The 18,903-nt window shown below is 29.9% G+C and carries 25 protein-coding genes and 1 pseudogene; 2 read left to right on the top strand and 24 right to left on the bottom strand.

Features of this window, described 5'->3' with window-relative positions; genetic code table 11:
- Positions 1-347 precede the first annotated feature (347 nt).
- The 10 genes and pseudogenes from sigG to B5S50_RS21870 form a co-directional block, all read right to left on the bottom strand.
- Positions 348-1,121 (bottom strand): RNA polymerase sporulation sigma factor SigG, encoded by a 774-nt coding sequence (gene sigG, locus B5S50_RS17625; RefSeq protein WP_065077497.1) that lies wholly within the window; start codon positions 1,119-1,121, stop codon positions 348-350.
- A gap of 73 nt (positions 1,122-1,194) precedes the next feature.
- Positions 1,195-1,902, bottom strand: a complete 708-nt coding sequence (gene sigE / locus B5S50_RS17620) for an RNA polymerase sporulation sigma factor SigE (RefSeq protein ID WP_065077498.1) — start codon at positions 1,900-1,902, stop codon at positions 1,195-1,197.
- 48 nt (positions 1,903-1,950) lie between these two features.
- On the bottom strand, positions 1,951-2,748 hold the full coding sequence (spoIIGA, locus tag B5S50_RS17615; RefSeq protein ID WP_065077499.1) for a sigma-E processing peptidase SpoIIGA: 798 nt from the start codon (positions 2,746-2,748) through the stop codon (positions 1,951-1,953).
- Between the two features lie 459 nt (positions 2,749-3,207).
- On the bottom strand, positions 3,208-4,317 hold the full coding sequence (ftsZ, locus tag B5S50_RS17610; protein ID WP_065077500.1) for a cell division protein FtsZ: 1,110 nt from the start codon (positions 4,315-4,317) through the stop codon (positions 3,208-3,210).
- Between the two features lie 18 nt (positions 4,318-4,335).
- Positions 4,336-5,607: a cell division protein FtsA gene (gene ftsA / locus B5S50_RS17605; RefSeq protein ID WP_065077501.1), complete on the bottom strand. Its 1,272-nt coding sequence runs from the start codon at positions 5,605-5,607 to the stop codon at positions 4,336-4,338.
- Positions 5,608-5,992: 385 nt separating this feature from the next.
- On the bottom strand, positions 5,993-7,267 hold the full coding sequence (locus B5S50_RS17600) for a glycosyltransferase family 2 protein (RefSeq protein WP_065077503.1): 1,275 nt from the start codon (positions 7,265-7,267) through the stop codon (positions 5,993-5,995).
- 241 nt (positions 7,268-7,508) lie between these two features.
- The gene (locus B5S50_RS21685) at positions 7,509-8,762 is read right to left on the bottom strand and encodes a transposase (RefSeq protein WP_254306610.1); all 1,254 of its coding nucleotides are present in this window, start codon (positions 8,760-8,762) and stop codon (positions 7,509-7,511) included.
- Positions 8,763-9,023: 261 nt separating this feature from the next.
- Positions 9,024-10,079, bottom strand: a complete 1,056-nt coding sequence (locus B5S50_RS17590; RefSeq protein WP_065077504.1) for a type IV pilus twitching motility protein PilT — start codon at positions 10,077-10,079, stop codon at positions 9,024-9,026.
- Between the two features lie 273 nt (positions 10,080-10,352).
- A pseudogene (locus tag B5S50_RS17585) lies at positions 10,353-10,640 on the bottom strand (sigma-70 family RNA polymerase sigma factor); the annotation flags it as partial.
- A gap of 60 nt (positions 10,641-10,700) precedes the next feature.
- Entirely contained in the window at positions 10,701-10,826 is a 126-nt protein-coding gene (locus B5S50_RS21870; protein WP_302180673.1) for a hypothetical protein, read from the bottom strand.
- A gap of 315 nt (positions 10,827-11,141) precedes the next feature.
- Here B5S50_RS21870 and B5S50_RS21970 point away from each other — a divergent pair, with 315 nt between their 5' ends.
- The gene (locus tag B5S50_RS21970; RefSeq protein WP_217302451.1) at positions 11,142-11,372 is read left to right on the top strand and encodes a helix-turn-helix transcriptional regulator; all 231 of its coding nucleotides are present in this window, start codon (positions 11,142-11,144) and stop codon (positions 11,370-11,372) included.
- 62 nt (positions 11,373-11,434) lie between these two features.
- Positions 11,435-11,584, top strand: a complete 150-nt coding sequence (locus B5S50_RS17575; protein WP_217302450.1) for a hypothetical protein — start codon at positions 11,435-11,437, stop codon at positions 11,582-11,584.
- A gap of 34 nt (positions 11,585-11,618) precedes the next feature.
- On the opposite strand, the gene B5S50_RS17570 is transcribed toward B5S50_RS17575, so the two are convergent.
- The 14 genes from B5S50_RS17570 to B5S50_RS17505 form a co-directional block, all read right to left on the bottom strand.
- Positions 11,619-11,948, bottom strand: coding sequence for a hypothetical protein (locus tag B5S50_RS17570; RefSeq protein ID WP_217302449.1), 330 nt, complete (start codon positions 11,946-11,948; stop codon positions 11,619-11,621).
- On the bottom strand, positions 11,929-12,825 hold the full coding sequence (locus B5S50_RS17565) for a ParM/StbA family protein (RefSeq protein WP_217302448.1): 897 nt from the start codon (positions 12,823-12,825) through the stop codon (positions 11,929-11,931). Before B5S50_RS17565 ends, B5S50_RS17570 begins: the two co-directional genes overlap by 20 nt.
- Complete coding sequence (locus B5S50_RS17560; protein WP_217302447.1) at positions 12,826-13,086, bottom strand: hypothetical protein; 261 nt, start codon at positions 13,084-13,086, stop codon at positions 12,826-12,828. It abuts the gene before it with no gap.
- 13 nt (positions 13,087-13,099) lie between these two features.
- Positions 13,100-13,771, bottom strand: a complete 672-nt coding sequence (locus B5S50_RS17555; protein WP_217302446.1) for a hypothetical protein — start codon at positions 13,769-13,771, stop codon at positions 13,100-13,102.
- A gap of 124 nt (positions 13,772-13,895) precedes the next feature.
- Positions 13,896-14,078 carry a hypothetical protein gene (locus B5S50_RS17550; protein WP_217302445.1) on the bottom strand — a complete coding sequence of 61 codons (183 nt, stop codon included), beginning with the start codon at positions 14,076-14,078 and terminating at the stop codon, positions 13,896-13,898.
- Positions 14,079-14,400: 322 nt separating this feature from the next.
- On the bottom strand, positions 14,401-14,613 hold the full coding sequence (locus B5S50_RS17545; RefSeq protein WP_217302444.1) for a helix-turn-helix domain-containing protein: 213 nt from the start codon (positions 14,611-14,613) through the stop codon (positions 14,401-14,403).
- Between the two features lie 194 nt (positions 14,614-14,807).
- Positions 14,808-14,945, bottom strand: a complete 138-nt coding sequence (locus B5S50_RS17540; RefSeq protein WP_217302443.1) for a hypothetical protein — start codon at positions 14,943-14,945, stop codon at positions 14,808-14,810.
- A 162-nt stretch (positions 14,946-15,107) separates the two neighbouring features.
- Positions 15,108-15,863, bottom strand: a complete 756-nt coding sequence (locus tag B5S50_RS17535; RefSeq protein WP_217302442.1) for a Dam family site-specific DNA-(adenine-N6)-methyltransferase — start codon at positions 15,861-15,863, stop codon at positions 15,108-15,110.
- A gap of 91 nt (positions 15,864-15,954) precedes the next feature.
- Positions 15,955-16,419, bottom strand: coding sequence for a hypothetical protein (locus tag B5S50_RS17530; RefSeq protein ID WP_217302441.1), 465 nt, complete (start codon positions 16,417-16,419; stop codon positions 15,955-15,957).
- 112 nt (positions 16,420-16,531) lie between these two features.
- Complete coding sequence (locus B5S50_RS17525; RefSeq protein ID WP_217302440.1) at positions 16,532-17,293, bottom strand: N-acetylmuramoyl-L-alanine amidase; 762 nt, start codon at positions 17,291-17,293, stop codon at positions 16,532-16,534.
- Positions 17,294-17,308: 15 nt separating this feature from the next.
- A complete protein-coding gene (locus tag B5S50_RS17520) occupies positions 17,309-17,563 on the bottom strand; it encodes a BhlA/UviB family holin-like peptide (RefSeq protein ID WP_217302439.1) in 255 nt (84 codons plus the stop codon).
- Between the two features lie 73 nt (positions 17,564-17,636).
- On the bottom strand, positions 17,637-17,786 hold the full coding sequence (locus tag B5S50_RS17515) for a hypothetical protein (protein WP_217302438.1): 150 nt from the start codon (positions 17,784-17,786) through the stop codon (positions 17,637-17,639).
- Entirely contained in the window at positions 17,787-18,068 is a 282-nt protein-coding gene (locus tag B5S50_RS17510; RefSeq protein ID WP_217302437.1) for a hypothetical protein, read from the bottom strand.
- A gap of 12 nt (positions 18,069-18,080) precedes the next feature.
- Positions 18,081-18,899 carry a hypothetical protein gene (locus tag B5S50_RS17505; RefSeq protein WP_217302436.1) on the bottom strand — a complete coding sequence of 273 codons (819 nt, stop codon included), beginning with the start codon at positions 18,897-18,899 and terminating at the stop codon, positions 18,081-18,083.
- Between the last annotated feature and the right edge of the window lie 4 nt (positions 18,900-18,903).

Genomic DNA, 18,903 nt, shown 5'->3' with positions numbered 1-18,903 from the left:
TTTCCTAGCTTAACTTTCACAGTTTAAAAATTTTGTGAAGCAAAGCTTCGCAAGTTAAGAATTAATAATGAAGAATTAATAGTAAATGATGATTTTTAGCTCTCGCAAAAAATTTTTAAATTTATATAAGTCATCTCTTAGTAATGTTTTGCTTTAGCAAAACGAGTGGTAAAAAGCTTAATCAAAAATTTTTTGTAGTGTAACGGAAAAAAATCCACATTAACTATTAATTTTTAATTCTTAACTATTAACTAAAAAAATTACGTCGTAATTTTTTATATTAAGTCAAAATTTCGTATGTGTGAAAATTGAGTTTATAATTATAATAAATTAAACATTATACCTATTTATATATATTTTCGCATATGCCTTAAGGCAGTTTTCTCTAACCTAGATACCTGTGCTTGTGATATGCCTATTTCATCTGCTACTTCCATCTGAGTCCTTCCATCAAAAAATCTTAAATTAAGTATCAATTTCTCCCTGTCATTTAATTTTTTCATGGCTTCTTTTATCGATATGTTTTCCAACCAATTTTCATCCAAATTTTTAGTATCACTTATTTGATCCATTACATAAATTGCATCACCACCATCATGATATATTGGTTCAAACAGGGAAACTGGATCCTGAATGGCATCCAATGCAAATACCACTTCCTCCCTTGGTATATTTAATTCCTCCGCTATCTGTGATATAGTTGGCTCTTTATTATTTTCCCTTATTAATTTATCTCTAACTTGAAGTGCTTTATAAGCAATATCTCTAAGAGATCTACTTACCCTTATGGAATTATTATCCCTTAAGTATCTTCTTATTTCTCCTATAATCATAGGTACAGCATAAGTTGAAAATTTAACATTTTGACTTAAATCAAAGTTGTCAATGGCTTTTATAAGCCCTATACATCCTACTTGAAATAGATCATCTACATTTTCTCCCCTGTTATTAAATCTCTGTATTACACTTAACACCAATCGTAAATTACCCTTTATAAACTTTTCTCTGCATTCATTATCTCCCTGTTGCATTTTTATTAAAAGTTCTTTCATTTCCTTTCCCTTGAGAACTGGCAATTTTGATGTATTTACGCCACAAATTTCTACTTTATTAATTATCATGTAATCAGCCCCTTTAGAATATATAGCATTTTAAGTATTTACTAAGAAGCTGAGTTTTATACTAAAGACAACCCTATAACATTTTATTTATTTCTTTTCTAAGTCTCTTTATTATTCTCTTTTCAAGCCTTGATATATAAGATTGTGATATTCCAAGTAAGTCTGCAACTTCTTTCTGAGTTTTTTCACTTTTGCCATTTAATCCAAACCTTAGATTAACTATCTCCTTTTCTCTGTCACTTAATTTTTTCATGGCTAACATTAGAAGCTGCTTATCCACTTCATCTTCTATAAAATTGTAAACTACGTCATTGTCCGTTCCTAAAATATCAGAAAGCAATAATTCATTTCCATCCCAATCTATGTTGAGTGGTTCATAAAAAGAAATTTCTGCCTTTGTTTTACTATTTCTTCTCAGATACATGAGTATTTCATTTTCTATGCACCTAGAAGCATAAGTAGCTAATTTTATTTTTTTCTCAGGATTAAATGTATTTACTGCTTTTATAAGTCCTATGGTACCTACTGATACTAAATCTTCCACATTTACCCCTGTATTTTCAAACTTTCTAGCTATATAAACTACCAAGCGCAAATTTCTTTCTATAAGAGTAGATCTTACCTTCTCATCTCCAGAAACTAGCTTCAAAACCAAATCCTCTTCTTCTTTTTTGCTAAGTGGAGGTGGTAGTACATCATTTCCCCCTATATAGTATATATTTTTTATTACAAATTTAAATTTTGTAAGTATTCTGTTCAACAATATTTTTAACCTAAGCATAATCATAGCCTCCATCATTTAATTTCCTTTTACATAAGCACATGATGCCTATATCACTCCCCTAGAAAGAAGTGCATGATAATCGTCAAATTTACTCAATTTATCCTTGCAAATAGCAATTATAACTTCTCTATATTTAGTCTCTTGTCCAAAGTCTATTTTTACTACATCTGGTTTAAATCCCTGAAGCTTGCCACACTTGCCGTTTATAACTCTATAGGGTATATAAAACTTATCCATTCCCTCCAGATTTATATTTTGGAATACAGATTTCTCAACTATCACTACTGGCAAATTGGTAGCTGGCTCCCTAAGTTCGTTCCCGGTATCCAAAAAAGCCTTTACAGTCTTGCTTTTGTTTTTAAATACAATATCTACATCATAAATTAGTTTAAACACCTTGTTCCTATCCTTAACATAAATTACTAACCTATCAATTGTTATGTACAACACCATGATAGAAATAAAAAGCCATTCATAAGGGAAATTAATTATCATATAATCTCCTGTATAGGAGCAATTACTATATTCCACAAACATACAAATACCTGCCAGCAGCATAGAATATAAAATAAATACAGCTGAAATTTTGAAATTACATATAAACCCCCTATTACCGAAAGAAATATAAATTAGCATAGCTGCTACCAAAATTTTAAAATAGAAAGCAGAAAATACATTTAAGGCTGGATAAATTAATGTAACCGTATAACCACTTCCTATGGCTGCAGCTAAAATCATAAATTTAAGTTTTACCTTTAACTTAAGAGTTCTTCCTGTAATATACAATAGAAAAAAGTTTACTATAAAGTTTATTAAAATTAGCAAGTCTGCATATACTACCAATTATAAACTCACCTCCACTTTTGTTTTCCTGTATTTACCTTTATTATATACTTATATATTTCAAAATTTTGTCATTTTCTAATCATATACAATATTTTTATTTTCTATATTATGCCAGAAAATCTTTTTTTAGTACTATTTAAAATCATTTCAATTAAAATGATTTACATAAACAGAGTTCTTGGTTTCAGGTGGAGTTTTTTCTCCATCTGAAACTTATTAACAGGATTCTTAGTGCTTTAGCACTTAGAAGGCGTTATCCTTTAGGGGAAATCGTTATCCAGGGGGCGTAGCAGCCGTTATCCCCCCACTTTATAAGAAAAGCAGATGTTCCAAATCTTTGATTTGGCGACAGTCGCTTTCGCTGTGTGCGATGGGGGGATTTACGGCTGGTAGCCATCGGATAAAGTTAGATAATAAAAAATCCGTGTATAGCTTTAAACTATACACGGATTTTTTCTACTTTCTCTGTCTCCTTAGGAAAGCTGGTACTTCCAAATTATTTTCATCAATTTTCTCATATTCCACGGAAGCTGCTGCTTCATCTTCATTATTCATCATACTTCGCCTTGAAGATTTGATATCAGATTTTGTATCCCTCTTAACTTCATCCTTTCCCGTTTCAAAACCTGTAGCTATTACAGTAATTCTTATTTCATCTTTTATTTCCTCATCTATAACGGCTCCAAATATTATGTTTGCATCAGGATCTGCTGCATCTTGAACTATCTCTGCAGCTTCATTTATTTCTAAAAGTCCTAGATCCTGTCCACCCGTTATATTCAAAAGTACTCCAGTAGCCCCTACTATGGAAGTTTCAAGAAGTGGACTTGATATTGCCTGTTTTGCTGCATCCTGTGCCCTATTATCACCATTTCCCTTACCTACGCCCATATGTGCAAGACCCTTGTCTATCATAATTGTTCTAACATCTGCAAAATCTAAATTTACAAGTCCAGGTATAGTAATTAAATCTGATATACCTTGAACGCCTTGTCTTAATACATCATCTGCAAGCCTAAAGGATTCCATTAAAGTTGTCTTTTTATCCACCACAGAAAGTAACCTTTCATTTGGTATTGTAACCAAAGTATCAACTTTATCCTTCAAATCCTTTATTCCCATTTCTGCATGAAGCATTCTCTTTCTTCCTTCAAAAGGAAAAGGTTTAGTAACCACACCTACAGTAAGTATACCCATTGATTTTGCAATTTCTGCAATTATAGGAGCTGCTCCTGTACCAGTTCCACCACCCATACCTGCTGTAATAAATACCATATCCGCACCTTTTATAGCTTGAGATATTTCATCCTTATTTTCCTCTGCAGCCTTTTTTCCTATTTCAGGATTTGCCCCTGCACCAAGTCCTTTTGTAAGCTTATCACCTATTTGTATTTTTTGCGATGCTTGTGAAAGCATTAATGCTTGCTTATCTGTATTTATGGCTATAAATTCAACATTTTTTAATCCTTCTTTTATCATTCTATTTACGGCATTGTTTCCTCCGCCACCGCATCCTATTACTTTTATCTGAGCAAATTGTTGAACATCAACATCAAAATCTAACACAATACCCTGCCTCCTTTATTAAAAAAAATCTGTAAAGAATTGTTTTATTCTTGATACAAAACTACTATCTTTATTTTTTTTACTTGTTTTTTCTTTTTGATCTGCTTCCTCATAATCACATATATCTTTATTTTTAATCGGATCTGTAAATGCCGTATTTTTAACTTTTATTGAATTTGAAACATCTTTTACTACTCCAACTGCTGTAGCATACATAGGACTAGCTGCTCCTATGTATTTTGGAATTCCAATTCTTACAAGCTTCTTCAACACATTTTCGCCAAATTTTTCTATTCCATTTATAGCAGCCATTCCGCCTCCTACCATAACTACTCCTGAAAGTTTATCATAATACTCAGAATTTCTTATTTCCTTATCTATTATAGAAAATAATTCTTCTACCCTAGCTTGTATAATTTGAACTAAAATATTATAATCAACTTTTACTTTGTTATTATAATCAGCATCGACTTCTATCTTAAAGTTTTCTTCATCATGGTTTATTTCAAGACTTCCATATTTTATTTTGAGTTTTTCTGCCTCTGAAGCAGAAAGTTTTAAACAAACTCCAATATCATTTGTTATTATATTTCCACCTAAGCCTATAGTACTTATACTCCTCAAATTTCCACCCTCATAAATATAAATATTTATAGACTCCGCTCCTGCATCAACAAGAGCTACTCCCCGTTGAATTTCATCTTCTTTTAATACTACTTCAGATATAGCTATTGGTTGAAATACTACCCCTAAAACTTTTATTCCTGCTTTATTTACACTTTTAAAAATATTATTTACTATTGCTGACTGAGCCATTATTATTTGTGAGTCTACTTCCAATCTTAATCCGCTCATACCTATGGGATCCTTTATTTTGTCGTAACCATCAATTATGTATTGCTCAGGTATTACCCCTATTATTTCTTTATCATTTGGAACCGTAATAATCTTAGATGCTTTTAAAACTCTTTTTACATCATTTTGTTTTATTTCACGATCTTCTGAAGATACAGCAACTACACCTTTATTCCAAATAATCTCACTTATTCCTCCTGGTAAAGATATATACGCTTCTGATATTTTAGTATCAAGCATTCTTTCTAGAGAACTTATACATTTTTTTATAGATTCTGAAGTATTATCTATATCTACAACTATTCCTCTTTTCACTCCCGTACAATTTGAAGAAGTTATACCCATTATCTGTACTCCAGCATGTTTGTCCACTTTTCCAGCAGCAGCACATATATTGGACGAACCTATATCTATGCCAATTATATACTCATTCATTAAAGTATTTTTTCCCTCCTTTGCATAAACATAATTCCTAGATTCAACTTTTTGAATCTTAGAAGACGTTATCCATGTACGCAACCGCTCCTCAATTTCATAAAGTAAAGATCTTTTTACATTCATACAGTTTTTATTATAAATATAAAATATTATCACATATTAGAGCACGAGCAGGTAGTCATCGGATAAAGAAAACTATAGAAAATACACATTCAAAATATATATTCAACAAAAAATCTAATTTTCCTCTTATATTTTATCACATTTTAATAAAAACTCAAATTAAGTTAAACAATATTAAATTAATTTGGGAATAAATCCTGTTCAAATACACCCCAATAAGGGGAAAAGACTTGCAGCCTTTTCCCCAATAAAAATTTATTTAATTAGCTTTTTCTAAATCCTTTATCTTTACACTTCTACTGTGAATAGTATGATTCCATTCTTTATCGTTTTTGTATATAATTCCTTGAAGAGAAATTGGAAACCATGTTATAACATATAGAGGATAAATTATGTAATACCCAAATATCCTAAGATCTAATTTTTTTTCTAAAATAAGTATAAAAGGAGTATATACAAATTGTAATATAGAAAATAGCACCGCTATAATCGTAAATAAATCAAAATTTATAGAGTATACAACTGTATTGAAATTAGATATTAAATTATATGTCTTCATAAAATATTGAATTACACCGCTTATAGCAGAAATTCCTATAAGAACAGTTACTATAGGTTGAATACTATAAAATGCACAATCAAGAAGTACAAAATTGCAACTTTTTATTGATTTTATCAAAAGTTTAAAAAAATATCTGCTAGATACATCTGCAAATCCCTGCATCCACCTTTTTCTCTGTTTCCAAGACTGGAAAAGTGTAAGTGGCTTTTCATCATATATTATGGCATCATGTGCCCATCCTACCTTATAACCATGCAATACCAATTTACATGTAAACTCTAAATCTTCCGTAAGACACGTGGCACCCCAACCTAATTTTTTTAAAACAGTTATATCTATGCAAAAACCAGTTCCACCAAGTTGAGTTGACAAGCCTAAATTACTTCTAGCTAGTTGAAACATCCTGTTACAGGTCCAAAATGCTATAGAATAACTTCCTGTAATCCACGTATCACAAGGGTTCTTACTATCCAAATAACCTTGAACAACTTTATAGCCTTTGCAAAGCTGCTTATTCATCTCCTTCAAGAAATTTCTATTAACCAAATTATCAGCATCAAATATAGCAACAGCATCGTACTTTTTTTTCATCTTAAAGATCTTATCAAACATCCACTCCAGTGCATAACCTTTACCTCTTTTTCCTTCGGTAAATCTTTCATACACAATGGCTCCTTTTTTTCTAGCCTTTAATGCAGTTTTATCTGTACAGTTATCTGCAATTACAAAAATGTCGTATAATGCCTTAGGATAATCAAGTTTTTTTAAACTTTCTATAATGTCATCAATTACAACTTCTTCATTGTGAGCTGCAACAATTAATGCAAAACTTTTTTCTGGTTTTACCTCTCCAGTATCTTTTTTTCTCCGTATGCCAAAAATTGATATAAACAAATAATAAATAGATATTATATAAACTGTATAAGTTAAAACACGAGAGGCATTATGAATTAATTCCTTAAAAATGCTCAATTTAATCCCCCCTAATTCAAAGTTATTTTAGCACAAATAAAAATTAATTACTATAGTAATTATAATAATTCAGAGATTTAGCACCTAAATTCCAGTGAAAATTTTATTTTTACTGGAATTATATTTTTTTACACTTATTTAAAGGTCTGGTAAGCCCTTAAACCGGTAGATCGTAAAAATTGTTATACACTCCCCTACCCCTAAAAATCTTAATGCAAAGTTTCCAGTTTTTATTTTAAAATTACGTCTTTATGAATAGTGGATTATCCCAATCATCTTCTATAGTAAATCTTTCATCTTTTATATCTTCAATAATATCTATTTGGAGCATTTTTTTCTTCCTAAAACCTCTGATACACCTAAAAAAATATAACTGCATTAAATTAAATGCTAGTATCATAAACATTAAAACTGTCTCTACCCCTGTAGAACTGTGAAGAAAACAATGATCTAAATGCCATTCAGTTTTCAACTGATGAAATACATTATTTTCAATATCCCATCTTTTATGCATTATTTTCCATAAAGTTTCTACTGATATAAATTTATCTGTTGTTATGATCCATTCTTCTTTAATTTCTGCTTTATCTCCAGTATGAATTTCTTCTATAAATTTTATGAATCTTACTTCTATACTTGAATCAGACATTTGAAAATTATCATCATCCCACGCTTTAATCTTTCTATAGGTATTTACATTTTCCTTTACAGTCCAATCTTTATCTGCCTCCCGGCATTTAAATAGGGCTAATGCATCTTTTACAATGTGCAGCCTTTCATCTTTTACTCTTACCAATGCATCCATTCCTATAGAAAGAACTTCTTTTATCCAAGTAGATTTACAGTAAAGAGCATCAGCCACTATGATGTCAGCGAAATGATGATACTTCTTATATAACTTCTTAATTAGTCGTTTACTACCCGTAATTTCACCTTCATCTTTACTTGAACTATCTTTTTTAGGTTCAAGCATCTCTTGACCTAAAATAATATGTGGGTCTGATCCTACTGTTGCACACACTACAGATCTATGAAAATAATGGGTAGTTCCATCTCTATTCTCTCGAGAAAGGCATTTATTGCAACATTTTTTAGTACTTTCAAATAACTCTACACCATCTATGGCAGCTACTTTTAAACCATCAATAGTACCATTTCGAAATACTTTGTTTTTTATAGTTGTTTTTATTATGCTGATATGAATGTTTTTCAAGCCATCCATATCAAAGTTACTTAAACACCGCCTGACTGCGTCAATGTGCAGCATTTTAGTATTTTTAGGTAACACTTTTTTAAATTTATTCTTTTCAATCCAATGTTCTAATCTATTGAAACTTCTTATTTGAAGCATGAATCCAAATAACACTACGAAAACTATTGTTGAAACTTTTACTGGAGATTTTACTCTTTTATCTTTTAAACTATTGATTTTTTCACCTATATCATATACTTTATTAATATAAGTAAGTAATTGTTTTAAATAACTTTTACTCATTTTATCAGCATCCTTTTATTTTTAGTTTTCAGCAAAACCATTATAAAAAGGATGCTTTTATTATGCAAATTTTTTCCGTATAATTTCCAGTAAAAATCGGAATCTATTACTTCTACTGTAAATATTCATAAGACTTTATAATCCAAAGGACTACCGTCCTAAAAATTTTTTAAGTGCTAAACTTCTGATAATAATTAATTAAAATATTTTATTTATGTAAAAAAGCAGCACTTAAAAGTTCTACCTTTTTATATAAATTCTCTATAAAGAAATTATTTTAGTTATTATATTTGCATCACAAGCATAGGCAATGGCAGATTCATAAGATATTAATCCTTTTTTATAAAGTTCCGCCAGTGCTATATCCATTGTCTTCATACCATACTTTGATCCTGTTTGCATTGAAGATTCTATTTGATAGGTTTTTCCTTCTCTTATCATATTTTTAATGGCTGGAGTGGCAATCATAGTCTCAACTGCTGCTACTCTTCCCTTACCATCTTCTCTATGTATAAGCTGCTGAGATACTATTCCCCTTAAGACTGCTGCTAATTGTATTTTTATCTGCTGTTGTTGATACGGTGGAAATACATCTACAATTCTATCTATAGTTTTAGCTGCTCCTATAGTATGTAACGTCGAAAATACCAGATGTCCAGTTTCAGAAGCCGTAAGCACAACAGATATAGTTTCAAGGTCTCTCATTTCTCCCACTAAAATTACATCTGGATCTTCTCTAAGCACTGACTTTAAGGCATTAGCATAGCTAATAGAATCTTTTCCTATTTCCCTCTGATTTATTATAGACTTGTTGTGCTTATGTAAATATTCTATAGGATCTTCTAGAGTTATTATATGTGACGCTCTTGTACAATTTATTTCATTTATCATAGCTGCTAAAGTTGTACTTTTTCCACAACCTGTAGGACCTGTTACCAAAATCAGTCCTTTTTTATAGGATAAAAGATTTTTTATTACCTGTGGAAATTTAAGTTCATTTAAAGTAGGTATTTTCAATCCTACAACTCTCACTGCAATGGCACTACTTCCCCTTTGCTTAAAAATATTTACTCTAAATCTACCAAGCCCAGCTACAGAAAATGATATATCAATTTCTCCAATTTTCATATATTTATCATAATCTTTATCTAATATTTCTTTACTAAATCTTTCTGTATCTGATGGCTGTAGTTTTTCCTTTCCAAGTACTTCAAGTTCTCCATTTACCCTTATTACAGGAGGTACCCCTACAGTAAGGTGCAAATCTGATGCCTCTTCTTTAATAGTTATTTCTAATAAATCTTTTAGTGATAGCAATTTAAGTTCCCCTCTCTAATCCATCTATATTTTCAATAATTATTTTATACAATAAAACTTTAACTCCAAAATTTAAAAGTTATTTATAAAATTATATTATACCTTATTATATTCGTCATTTATGTCTACTTTTTTATAAACAATTTTACTTTTGGCCAAAGTTATTTATAATTATCAAAAAATAAAATAAATTCCATATGCATTTACATAAAATTGTGCAAAAATACATAATGGAATTTATTAAAACCTTTACTCTCTAAGTTTGATCCAAAATTATCCTGTACCGTAATTTAATTCTTTGTACAACTTTTTTAAAGCCTTTTTTTCAATTCTTGATACATAAGATCTTGATATTCCTAGAAGCTTAGCTATCTCTCTTTGAGTCCTTGGTTTTCCCTCCAAAAGGCCATATCGCATTTCTACAACACTTTTTTCTCTTTCAGATAAACAAGTGTTTATTTTAGAATATAATTTTTTTACCTGTAATTTTTGTTCTACAATCTCAATTATAGAACCTTCATCACTACTGAGAACATCCATAAGAGATATTTCATTGCCCTCTTAATGTTATATGTATGTGTTTGAGTTCCTTCCTATATTATATGTTATAATACATAAATATTATTCTATATTATTACCATTATTATGCTTTTCTATTTTAATAACGTCCTCTGCTAAAAAATCAATCTTTTTAAGAAGTTGTTGTTGTTTTATCAAAATGTCTCTATTGTCTAATTTTTTTGCCACGTTACGCATCCCCTTAACTTTTGTTTTTTATTTTATGCAAAGCATATGCTTAAGAACCAAATTTGATTCATACTTATAATTTGTAAATTAGTTTTTAATCGTCCTGACACGCATGATTATACTATATTGTATAAAATTTTTCATATTTTTCGTTTCTCATAATTCGATTTTTAAATTCCATTAAAATACAAAACGGAACTGTGAGTTTCGTTTTGGAAATATATGTTGAAACCGATAGTATTTTTTGTTGAATATTGTCATATTTTCTTGTATAATTTTTTTGAGATTACATAAAGGAGGTACCTCGGTTTACCTATGCAAATAAAAATTAAGCCCTATAGAATTGCTTTTAACTTAACTCTATCTCAAATGTCTAAAAAAACTAATATATCTAGAACACATTTGAGTAATATAGAAAGGAATCTTGAATTGCCTTCACCATTAGTTTTTAATAGACTCTACAACATATTCGAAATATGCCCATATGATCTAATCGATTTTTGCAATGATTGTACATTAAAAAAATGTCCCAAAAATGAAGTTTAATGACGTCATAACGGTATGATGCTTTGATTGCATTATTTAAAATGTGAATGAGGTGTTATGTTATGAATGAAAAGACTACTTTATATTTAGAAGAGGATCTTAAACAAAACGTTAAAATACAGCTTATAAAAAACGGAGAAAATCAAAGCCTTTCTAATCTAGTAAATCAACTTTTATTAAAATGGTATCAAGAACAAAAACAAAAGGAGTAACATATTTACCCCTTTTTTAATTTCAACCTATAAGCTATGTAATAAACTTTTTCAATTCTTCCAATTCGTTCAACCCTATTTCGTCACTCACTTCTACTAGCTTTTCCTCACTTTGAGTAACTACATTATTATCAAGTAGCTCACTTTTACTCACTTCTACTGGCTTTGATTGACTTTGAGTAATTTCCGAGTGAGTAACTTTAAGTAACTGTGAATTACTATTACTTACTACACTATAGAGTATTTCTTTTATAGTACTATTGGGGTTTACAGAAGAATCAAGAAAATTAATTATGGCTTTTTCTTTTTCTTTATCTGCATTAAGTGTAAACTGAACCCTTCTACTATTCTTGCTTATTGCCACAGTTCCACACCTTCTTAGCAGCTTCCCACGCTCCTGTTACATTGCTTGTTTCTGCATTTTCTAATACAATACTACTTTTAAATTTTAATGATTCTATTTGTTCCTTTAGCATTAAACTTGTACCACCAGTCCAGTAAACTTTATAGGTATTAATATTTACATATGGCTTTATCGCGTTTAATATATTATCTAAAAAAGCAATATATTCTTTTGGATCTACTGTTATTATTTCATTATTTATTAACCTTTGTATATCCTCTTCAACATAATCTTTGTTTTCTATGTTTTTAATTTTAGTATAGAAGTCATAACTTCCAAGTTTAACTGTTTGCAGCTTAACGATTTTTCCATTTTCAAATATGGCAATATTTATAGTACGGCTTCCTATATCTAAAATGCAGATATCACCCTTTTTTTGTTCTTGTGTTAAACTGAAGTAACTTGCATAACCTTCTGGAAGGATAAGAGTATCTTTTATATTAACAGTTCTATCCTTTCCATTAAATTTAAAACTTAGATTCTTATATTTATTAAGTAAATTCATAAGTTTTTGCTTGTTTGCCATCTGCATTATAGGAAGTAATATGCTTACTTTTGTATCAATAGTTTTGTCCAACGCATTTGCCATGCAAATTCCATACATAATCTGTGTGATAAGATTCTCTTTATTGGTCTTATCATATTCCTTGCTAAATTCCCCTATAGTTAAGTAAGTAATAAAGCCATCTATTTCTACACGCTGAAAACTATCTGGATAACTCTGATAATCTGTAGTACATTTAGCACTAAATTTGCCTTTGCTAACTCCAATGTATTTCACAAAATAATTTCCCATATCCAACGCTGTTATTTTATTTGTATTTACTTCTTTACTCATTTACAAAACCTCCAAATTTTTAAATTCGTCTAAAAAATATTTAAAAATATTATCATTACTATCAGTCTTTTTAAATACTAACTTTTCAGGTCCATTACTTAAAATTATTTTTTGCCCTTTATTTTGGATTTTATAGCCACCTAAGTCTTTTATATCTTTTATAATGTATAAAGTCTCATCCTCTATTTTTTCTATCTCCTCTTTTCTTACTAAATATTTATGTATTAATCCGCAATCTATAAGCACATAACTTTTTTCCATAATATTCACCTTCCTATACAGGCAATTCATAAAATTTGCCATGCAGTAATGCACTTTCTAACTTTTTGAAATCATAAGTTCTCTGTTTGAAATTGTTGAATGAAGGCTTCTTTTTATTGCTAAATATATTTACGTGATTTGCCAGATTCTTTACTGCCCATTTGGTGTACTTAAATATATTTCTTACATCGTTTTGCTCTTTAGCATATTGGTAGCTCTCCATTACTTTAGAAGTATTATTATTAGCAGCTTCTAAAATTTCTTTAGATTGTTCATCTGTAAAACCTGTAGATTTAGAAATTATCTTTATGTCTAAATCTGTTACAGACATCTCTTGCTTTGTATCAAGCCTTTTTCCTGCCGCATTACCAACTGGCGGCTGTTTTTCTTCTGGCACTTTAGGCTTTTTTATTTCTTCATTAGTGTTTAAGACATACTTATAAATATATCTTCCTTTTTCTCTTAACTTAGCTTCTAGCAATAATCCCTTTTCTTTCAACTCCTTCCAAACTCTGCGGAAAGCAGTTTCACCATAACCGCTAATACCCTTTACGTAATCTCGCCTTATTATAAAATTAGGTATTGTAGATAAATGTTTAAGTATGGAATAAAGTCCTTTAGCTTCTAGGCTTAGACTTGAATTAAGTAATATATTGTTATCCACTTTTGTAAATCCTTTAGTCATAGCTCCGCTCCTCCTTGAATTATTATAAAAATTTGATATAATAAATTTTGTAACGACAACTAATTGTGTTGTAGTTATATGTGTGAGGAAATCTGTAAACTTTGGACGGTGAGCAGGTTTCCTTTTACTTGTTTGATTTTTTTAAGCTGAATTTGACTTCCTTTTGAATTTCAAAATCTCCGTTGATATAGCTTTCCATAAATGCTTCTAATACATCGTTCATTTTAGCCTTATTTTTAGTACAAGTAACTCTGAATTTATCTTGTATATTATCATCTATGGTAGTGGTAAATGGAATTCTTTTCATCTAACCACCTCCTATGTTTAAATTATATATCATTTAAACATATTTGTAAACATATTTGTAAACATATTTTTAAAAATATGTTTACTATGCTACTAAAAATTTGGTTAGTTGTTTATATATTATTATTTATAAATTCTTATTAAGTATAGTCTTATTAAGTGTGGTGTTATTAAATGTGTATGGTATCCACATGTTTGTTTTGGACGTGTGAATTTTAATATGTTTGTTCTAATAGGTTTATTATTCTTATGAACATTTGCTATATTTCTTACAAAAGGTAATTTAAGAACCTAGCAGATTTTATCACTGCTAGGTTCTTAAATTACCTTTTGTAATATTTTTTTCTAAGATCATCCTGTTCTAATTTTCTTTTTTCAACATCTTCTCTTAAATAGATTCCCTTTTTTATTGCTGTTAATTTTCCCTGCCTATTCATATCGGAAAGACGCTGTTTACTTATACCTAAGTATTCTACAACCTCACTTGAATCCATAGTCTTCTCCTGAACTAATTTTATAAGCTCATCACGATCCATAATTCACTCCTTATTCTGCTTTTTTAATAACTTATTTTTTTCATCTTCTAATTTATTCTTTTTTATCTTAACAAACATAAGTCTACATCCTAATGTCACAATTATTATTGCACAAATTATCAAAGAAAAGTTTAATATTTTCATATTATCGTGTATAATAAATAAGTAAATAAAATATTTTTTAGAGAGGGAAGTTATTTCCCTTCCCTCAGTTTTTGGATTTCCAGCTCTAGTTTTTTAATTTCTAATTTCGTTTTCCTGTAAGTCGCGTTCAGTTGACGAATTGTTAGTATTGAAATAACTAGGGCTATTAATTTACTTATCCATTCCACTTCTTCACCTCCTTCTCCTTACAATTATATTATATCAAATCTACGTAAAAAGTCAATAGATATACTAGATTTTTATTACTTTTTTTCTAAAAAATATAAAAATAATATCCTAGAGTAATTTTTATACCACCCTAGGATATTATTTTTATATACACATCTACATTAATAATTTCTAATGATTAATTCACTATATTTATGATCTTTATTTTTGTACCTACCTATAAGATTATGATTTCTTGCAACCTCATCTATATTAAAATCTTTATATAGATTCCTTACAAATTCGCAATTATTATATGAAAGAATAAATTTTCCCTTTACATTTTTCAAACAATTACTTAACCTTATATGATCTTCTTTTGAAAACCTATTCTGATAGTACCTTTCAGTGCCATAGTATGGAGGATCTAAATATATAAGTGCCTCTTCTTTATCATATACCTTAAGTAAATTTTGAAAATCTTTATTTTCAATAACTACTCCTGAAAGTCTCTCTTGAATATCTGTAAGATATTTAGTCATTATATTAATATCTTTTTTAACACAACCGTAAGACTCTAAATTACTTCCATAGCTTGTCTTAATTAGCATAAAGAATCTTGCTGCCCTCTGTATATCTGTCATTCCTCTAGTGTTATATTGATTTATAAAATCATAAAATAATTCTCTTGAATTCAACATAAATGAAAGTTCTTTCTGTAATTCTCCACAGTGATATTTTACACATCTAAATAAATTAACCAGGTCACTATTTACATCATTATATACTTCCATATTAGCTAACTTATCTTTTGAGAATAAAACCCATGCCGCTCCTCCAAATACTTCTATGTACCTGTTAAATTTTTCAGGAAATCTTTTAACTATTTCTTTTCTTAACAGTTTCTTTCCACCTATCCATCCTATAAAACTATTCATTTATAATTTCTCCTTTGTATTTTTGAACTTATGTTCATCTAATAGTAAAAATATATAGTGGCCTGTAAAGACCACTATAATAAAATAAAATTTACTGAACTATTGTACTTCCAGTACCTTGAGAATTAATAGAAGAATTATCTAATTTTTTATTAGTATCTACTACATCTGCCATATCTTTTATGTTATTAAAAGCAGGAGCTAAAATTCCACTAGATACAACTCCTGCATTAACCTTTCCACAAATAGTTTCCCTGAAGTGATCCAGTTCCTCCTGAGATATTCCTGGTATTTTCTCAACTAGCAACTCATCAAATTTCTTTTTCTTTTGTTCTCCTGCTTGAGAAATAAATTTAAACTGTTGCTCTACTATATAGTAAATATCCTGTGCCATCTTATAATCTTCGTTGTACTGATCCGCACCAAGCTGTTTTATTAAAGCTTCCCTTTTCTTCTTAAGATAAGTAACTCCAACAGCTACACCATAAGAAGCTAAAGCTCCTAAAACACTTAATACTCCACTTGAAATTATATTTGCTACTTCATTTCCTAACATACTTTTTTCCTCCTAAAATTTTATTTATATTTTTTATAATTTATAAAAAGGCTATTTTACTAGCCTTGTAAAACAAAATTCTCATCATATCTTTTCATCAATAAAATAAGAATTAAAATAACACTTTAGATCCACCTTGACCTTTGTTATTGTTGTAAACTGCCAATGGTGCTCCACCTTTTCTAATTACTAAATAATTTCCTCTGTCTAGATGAATTCCCATATCGCCATCAGCTCTTGGTTCTATATAAAATTTGGTACCTGGAATCTGAAACACTCCTTCTGGAATTGTTTCAGGATATGTAGGTACTGGTTGTACTACTGCTTTAGGTGTGGTTGGTTGGCTTGATACTGTTTGCCCTGTAATTCCTTTTACAATAGCTGTTGCTAGTTTTTCAGGATCGTACTTGTCACAATCTGACTTTGTGTCACAGAAAAATGGTTCTATAAGAATAGCAGTCATGTTTGTATACTTTAATACATAAAGTCCTGTCCTTAATTGACTACCTCTGTTTCTAAATCCTAATGAACTAGACATTTCAGCACATATCCTATCAGCATAATTTTTACCTGAATCACTTATATACTCTACTTCACAGCCATTGGCCTTATCAGTTTCATAGGCATTAACATGCATACAAATATGGAGCTGTGAACCTATAGAATTAGCTTTGTTAACTCTATAAGCAAGACTTTGTCCTAAAGATAAGCCTGGGCTTGCTGAAGGCGTACAATCATAGCAGGTATGTCCTAGTTGCTGCAATTTCTTAATTACAAGTGCTCCATATTCTCGACAGTCATGTTCCTCGTTTCTATATCCAGATGCACCACGATCCTCACCGGTGCCATGCCCAAAATCGTAAGTAATTATCATGTTATTACTTCCTTCCTATTTAAATATTTTTTCTTTTATATCCTTGATATCATCTTTAATACCTTCGACAATATTAAATTTTTCAGTTAGTTTACTGATTATATTCTGGTTTTCCTTAATGGTTGCTTGATAATTCTTTTCTCTTTCCAAATTATCATTTTGCACTTTATCAACAAAATTTTTATAGTCTTGCCTTTGAAAATACCAAAATATTAACATCAGCGCTAATATTGGCGAAGCCTTTGCCACCTCCATAAATAGATTTTCCATCTTTAGCCTCCCATTTAAGTATTTTTAGGCAAAATAAAAAAAGCTATCTCTAGCTTCTATTTTGCCTTATATTCTAAACTGTTGTACTACTTAAAGCTGCTTGTACTGCTGCTTTATAGTCCGTATTTATAATATCATTTATCGCGAAAGGCTTTCCTGTTTTTATATTTATAGTCCCATTTCTAATAAAAGCAACTAGCCAATTTACGTATTCCTGATTCATTTATATTACCCCCTGTGACTGTAATAATTGCTGCTGCAAAGTTGCTATTTCTGCATCTTTGTCAACTGGTGGATCATAAAGTTCATCAAACACCACAGTTTTCGTTGTTACATCCACATGATAAGATTTAACCCTATTAAACTTATCACTGTCCTGGCCATATAGTAAATCAATATAATCAAGAGAATTAATAGCGACTCTAGGTTCTCCCTGACCTTCTCCTAAATCTAATAACACTTTTCCTGACACACTATCATATATTATTCTTCTTCCAATATTCATCTCAATCCCTCCTTATAATTCCAAAACTGTATAAGTAACTGTTCCAGTTAATGCATTTCCATTAGTTTGCCATACTGTTACTGTACCATCTGAGTTAAAATCTATATCTAAATTACCACCACTACTATTACCTCCACCTGTGCCAACATTCTTTATTCCATATGCTTTTGTATAACCTGGATAATTTGCAATTATAATACCAATAGTAAAACCTACGTCAATAGTTATTTTATATGTTGTATTCGAAGGATTTGAAATAGTTGAACTAGCATATTTTTTACCTACATCTAGTGAACCAGTAATACCACCTATATTTACATCCTTTTTTATATTACTAGCAATTAAATTAGCAAAATTTGCATTAATGCTACCACCTTTTGTATAACCTTCTGGAATACTTATAGATTGTCCTTGATTTGTGATAGTTCCACTTATGGCTCCATTATTAGCCATAGAGCCAGTCCTAAGTTTCCCATCTGAATTAGAAAAAGTAGCTCCACCTAATACTTCACTTTCTACCGCATTTCCCTGTCCTTTTGCTATAGCTTTTATGGCATTTATTACATCATCCCATGTAGCACTAGTACTTAAATTTCCTCCTTTACTATTTACGGCACTAATCGCATTAGATTTTACGTTAGTGCCAGATTGAAAAACCTCATTTATAGCATTTACAAAACTATCTTTAGCAGAAGTTTTTAAAGCAGTAGCATCCCCCAAATGTGAATCAATGGATTTTCCATCACCCATAAATACGGCGGATGATTTTGTTTGTGGATAATAAACATTTCCTGAGTCATCTTGTATCTGTATAGTCCTTTCCTCTGCCATTTAC

Origin of the sequence: Clostridium sp. 001, assembly GCF_019056555.1 — a bacterium.
GTDB classification, from domain to species: Bacteria; Bacillota; Clostridia; order Clostridiales; family Clostridiaceae; genus Clostridium_B; species Clostridium_B ragsdalei.
Note: the sequence above shows the minus strand (reverse complement) of the source record. Positions and strands in the feature narration are given on the sequence as shown.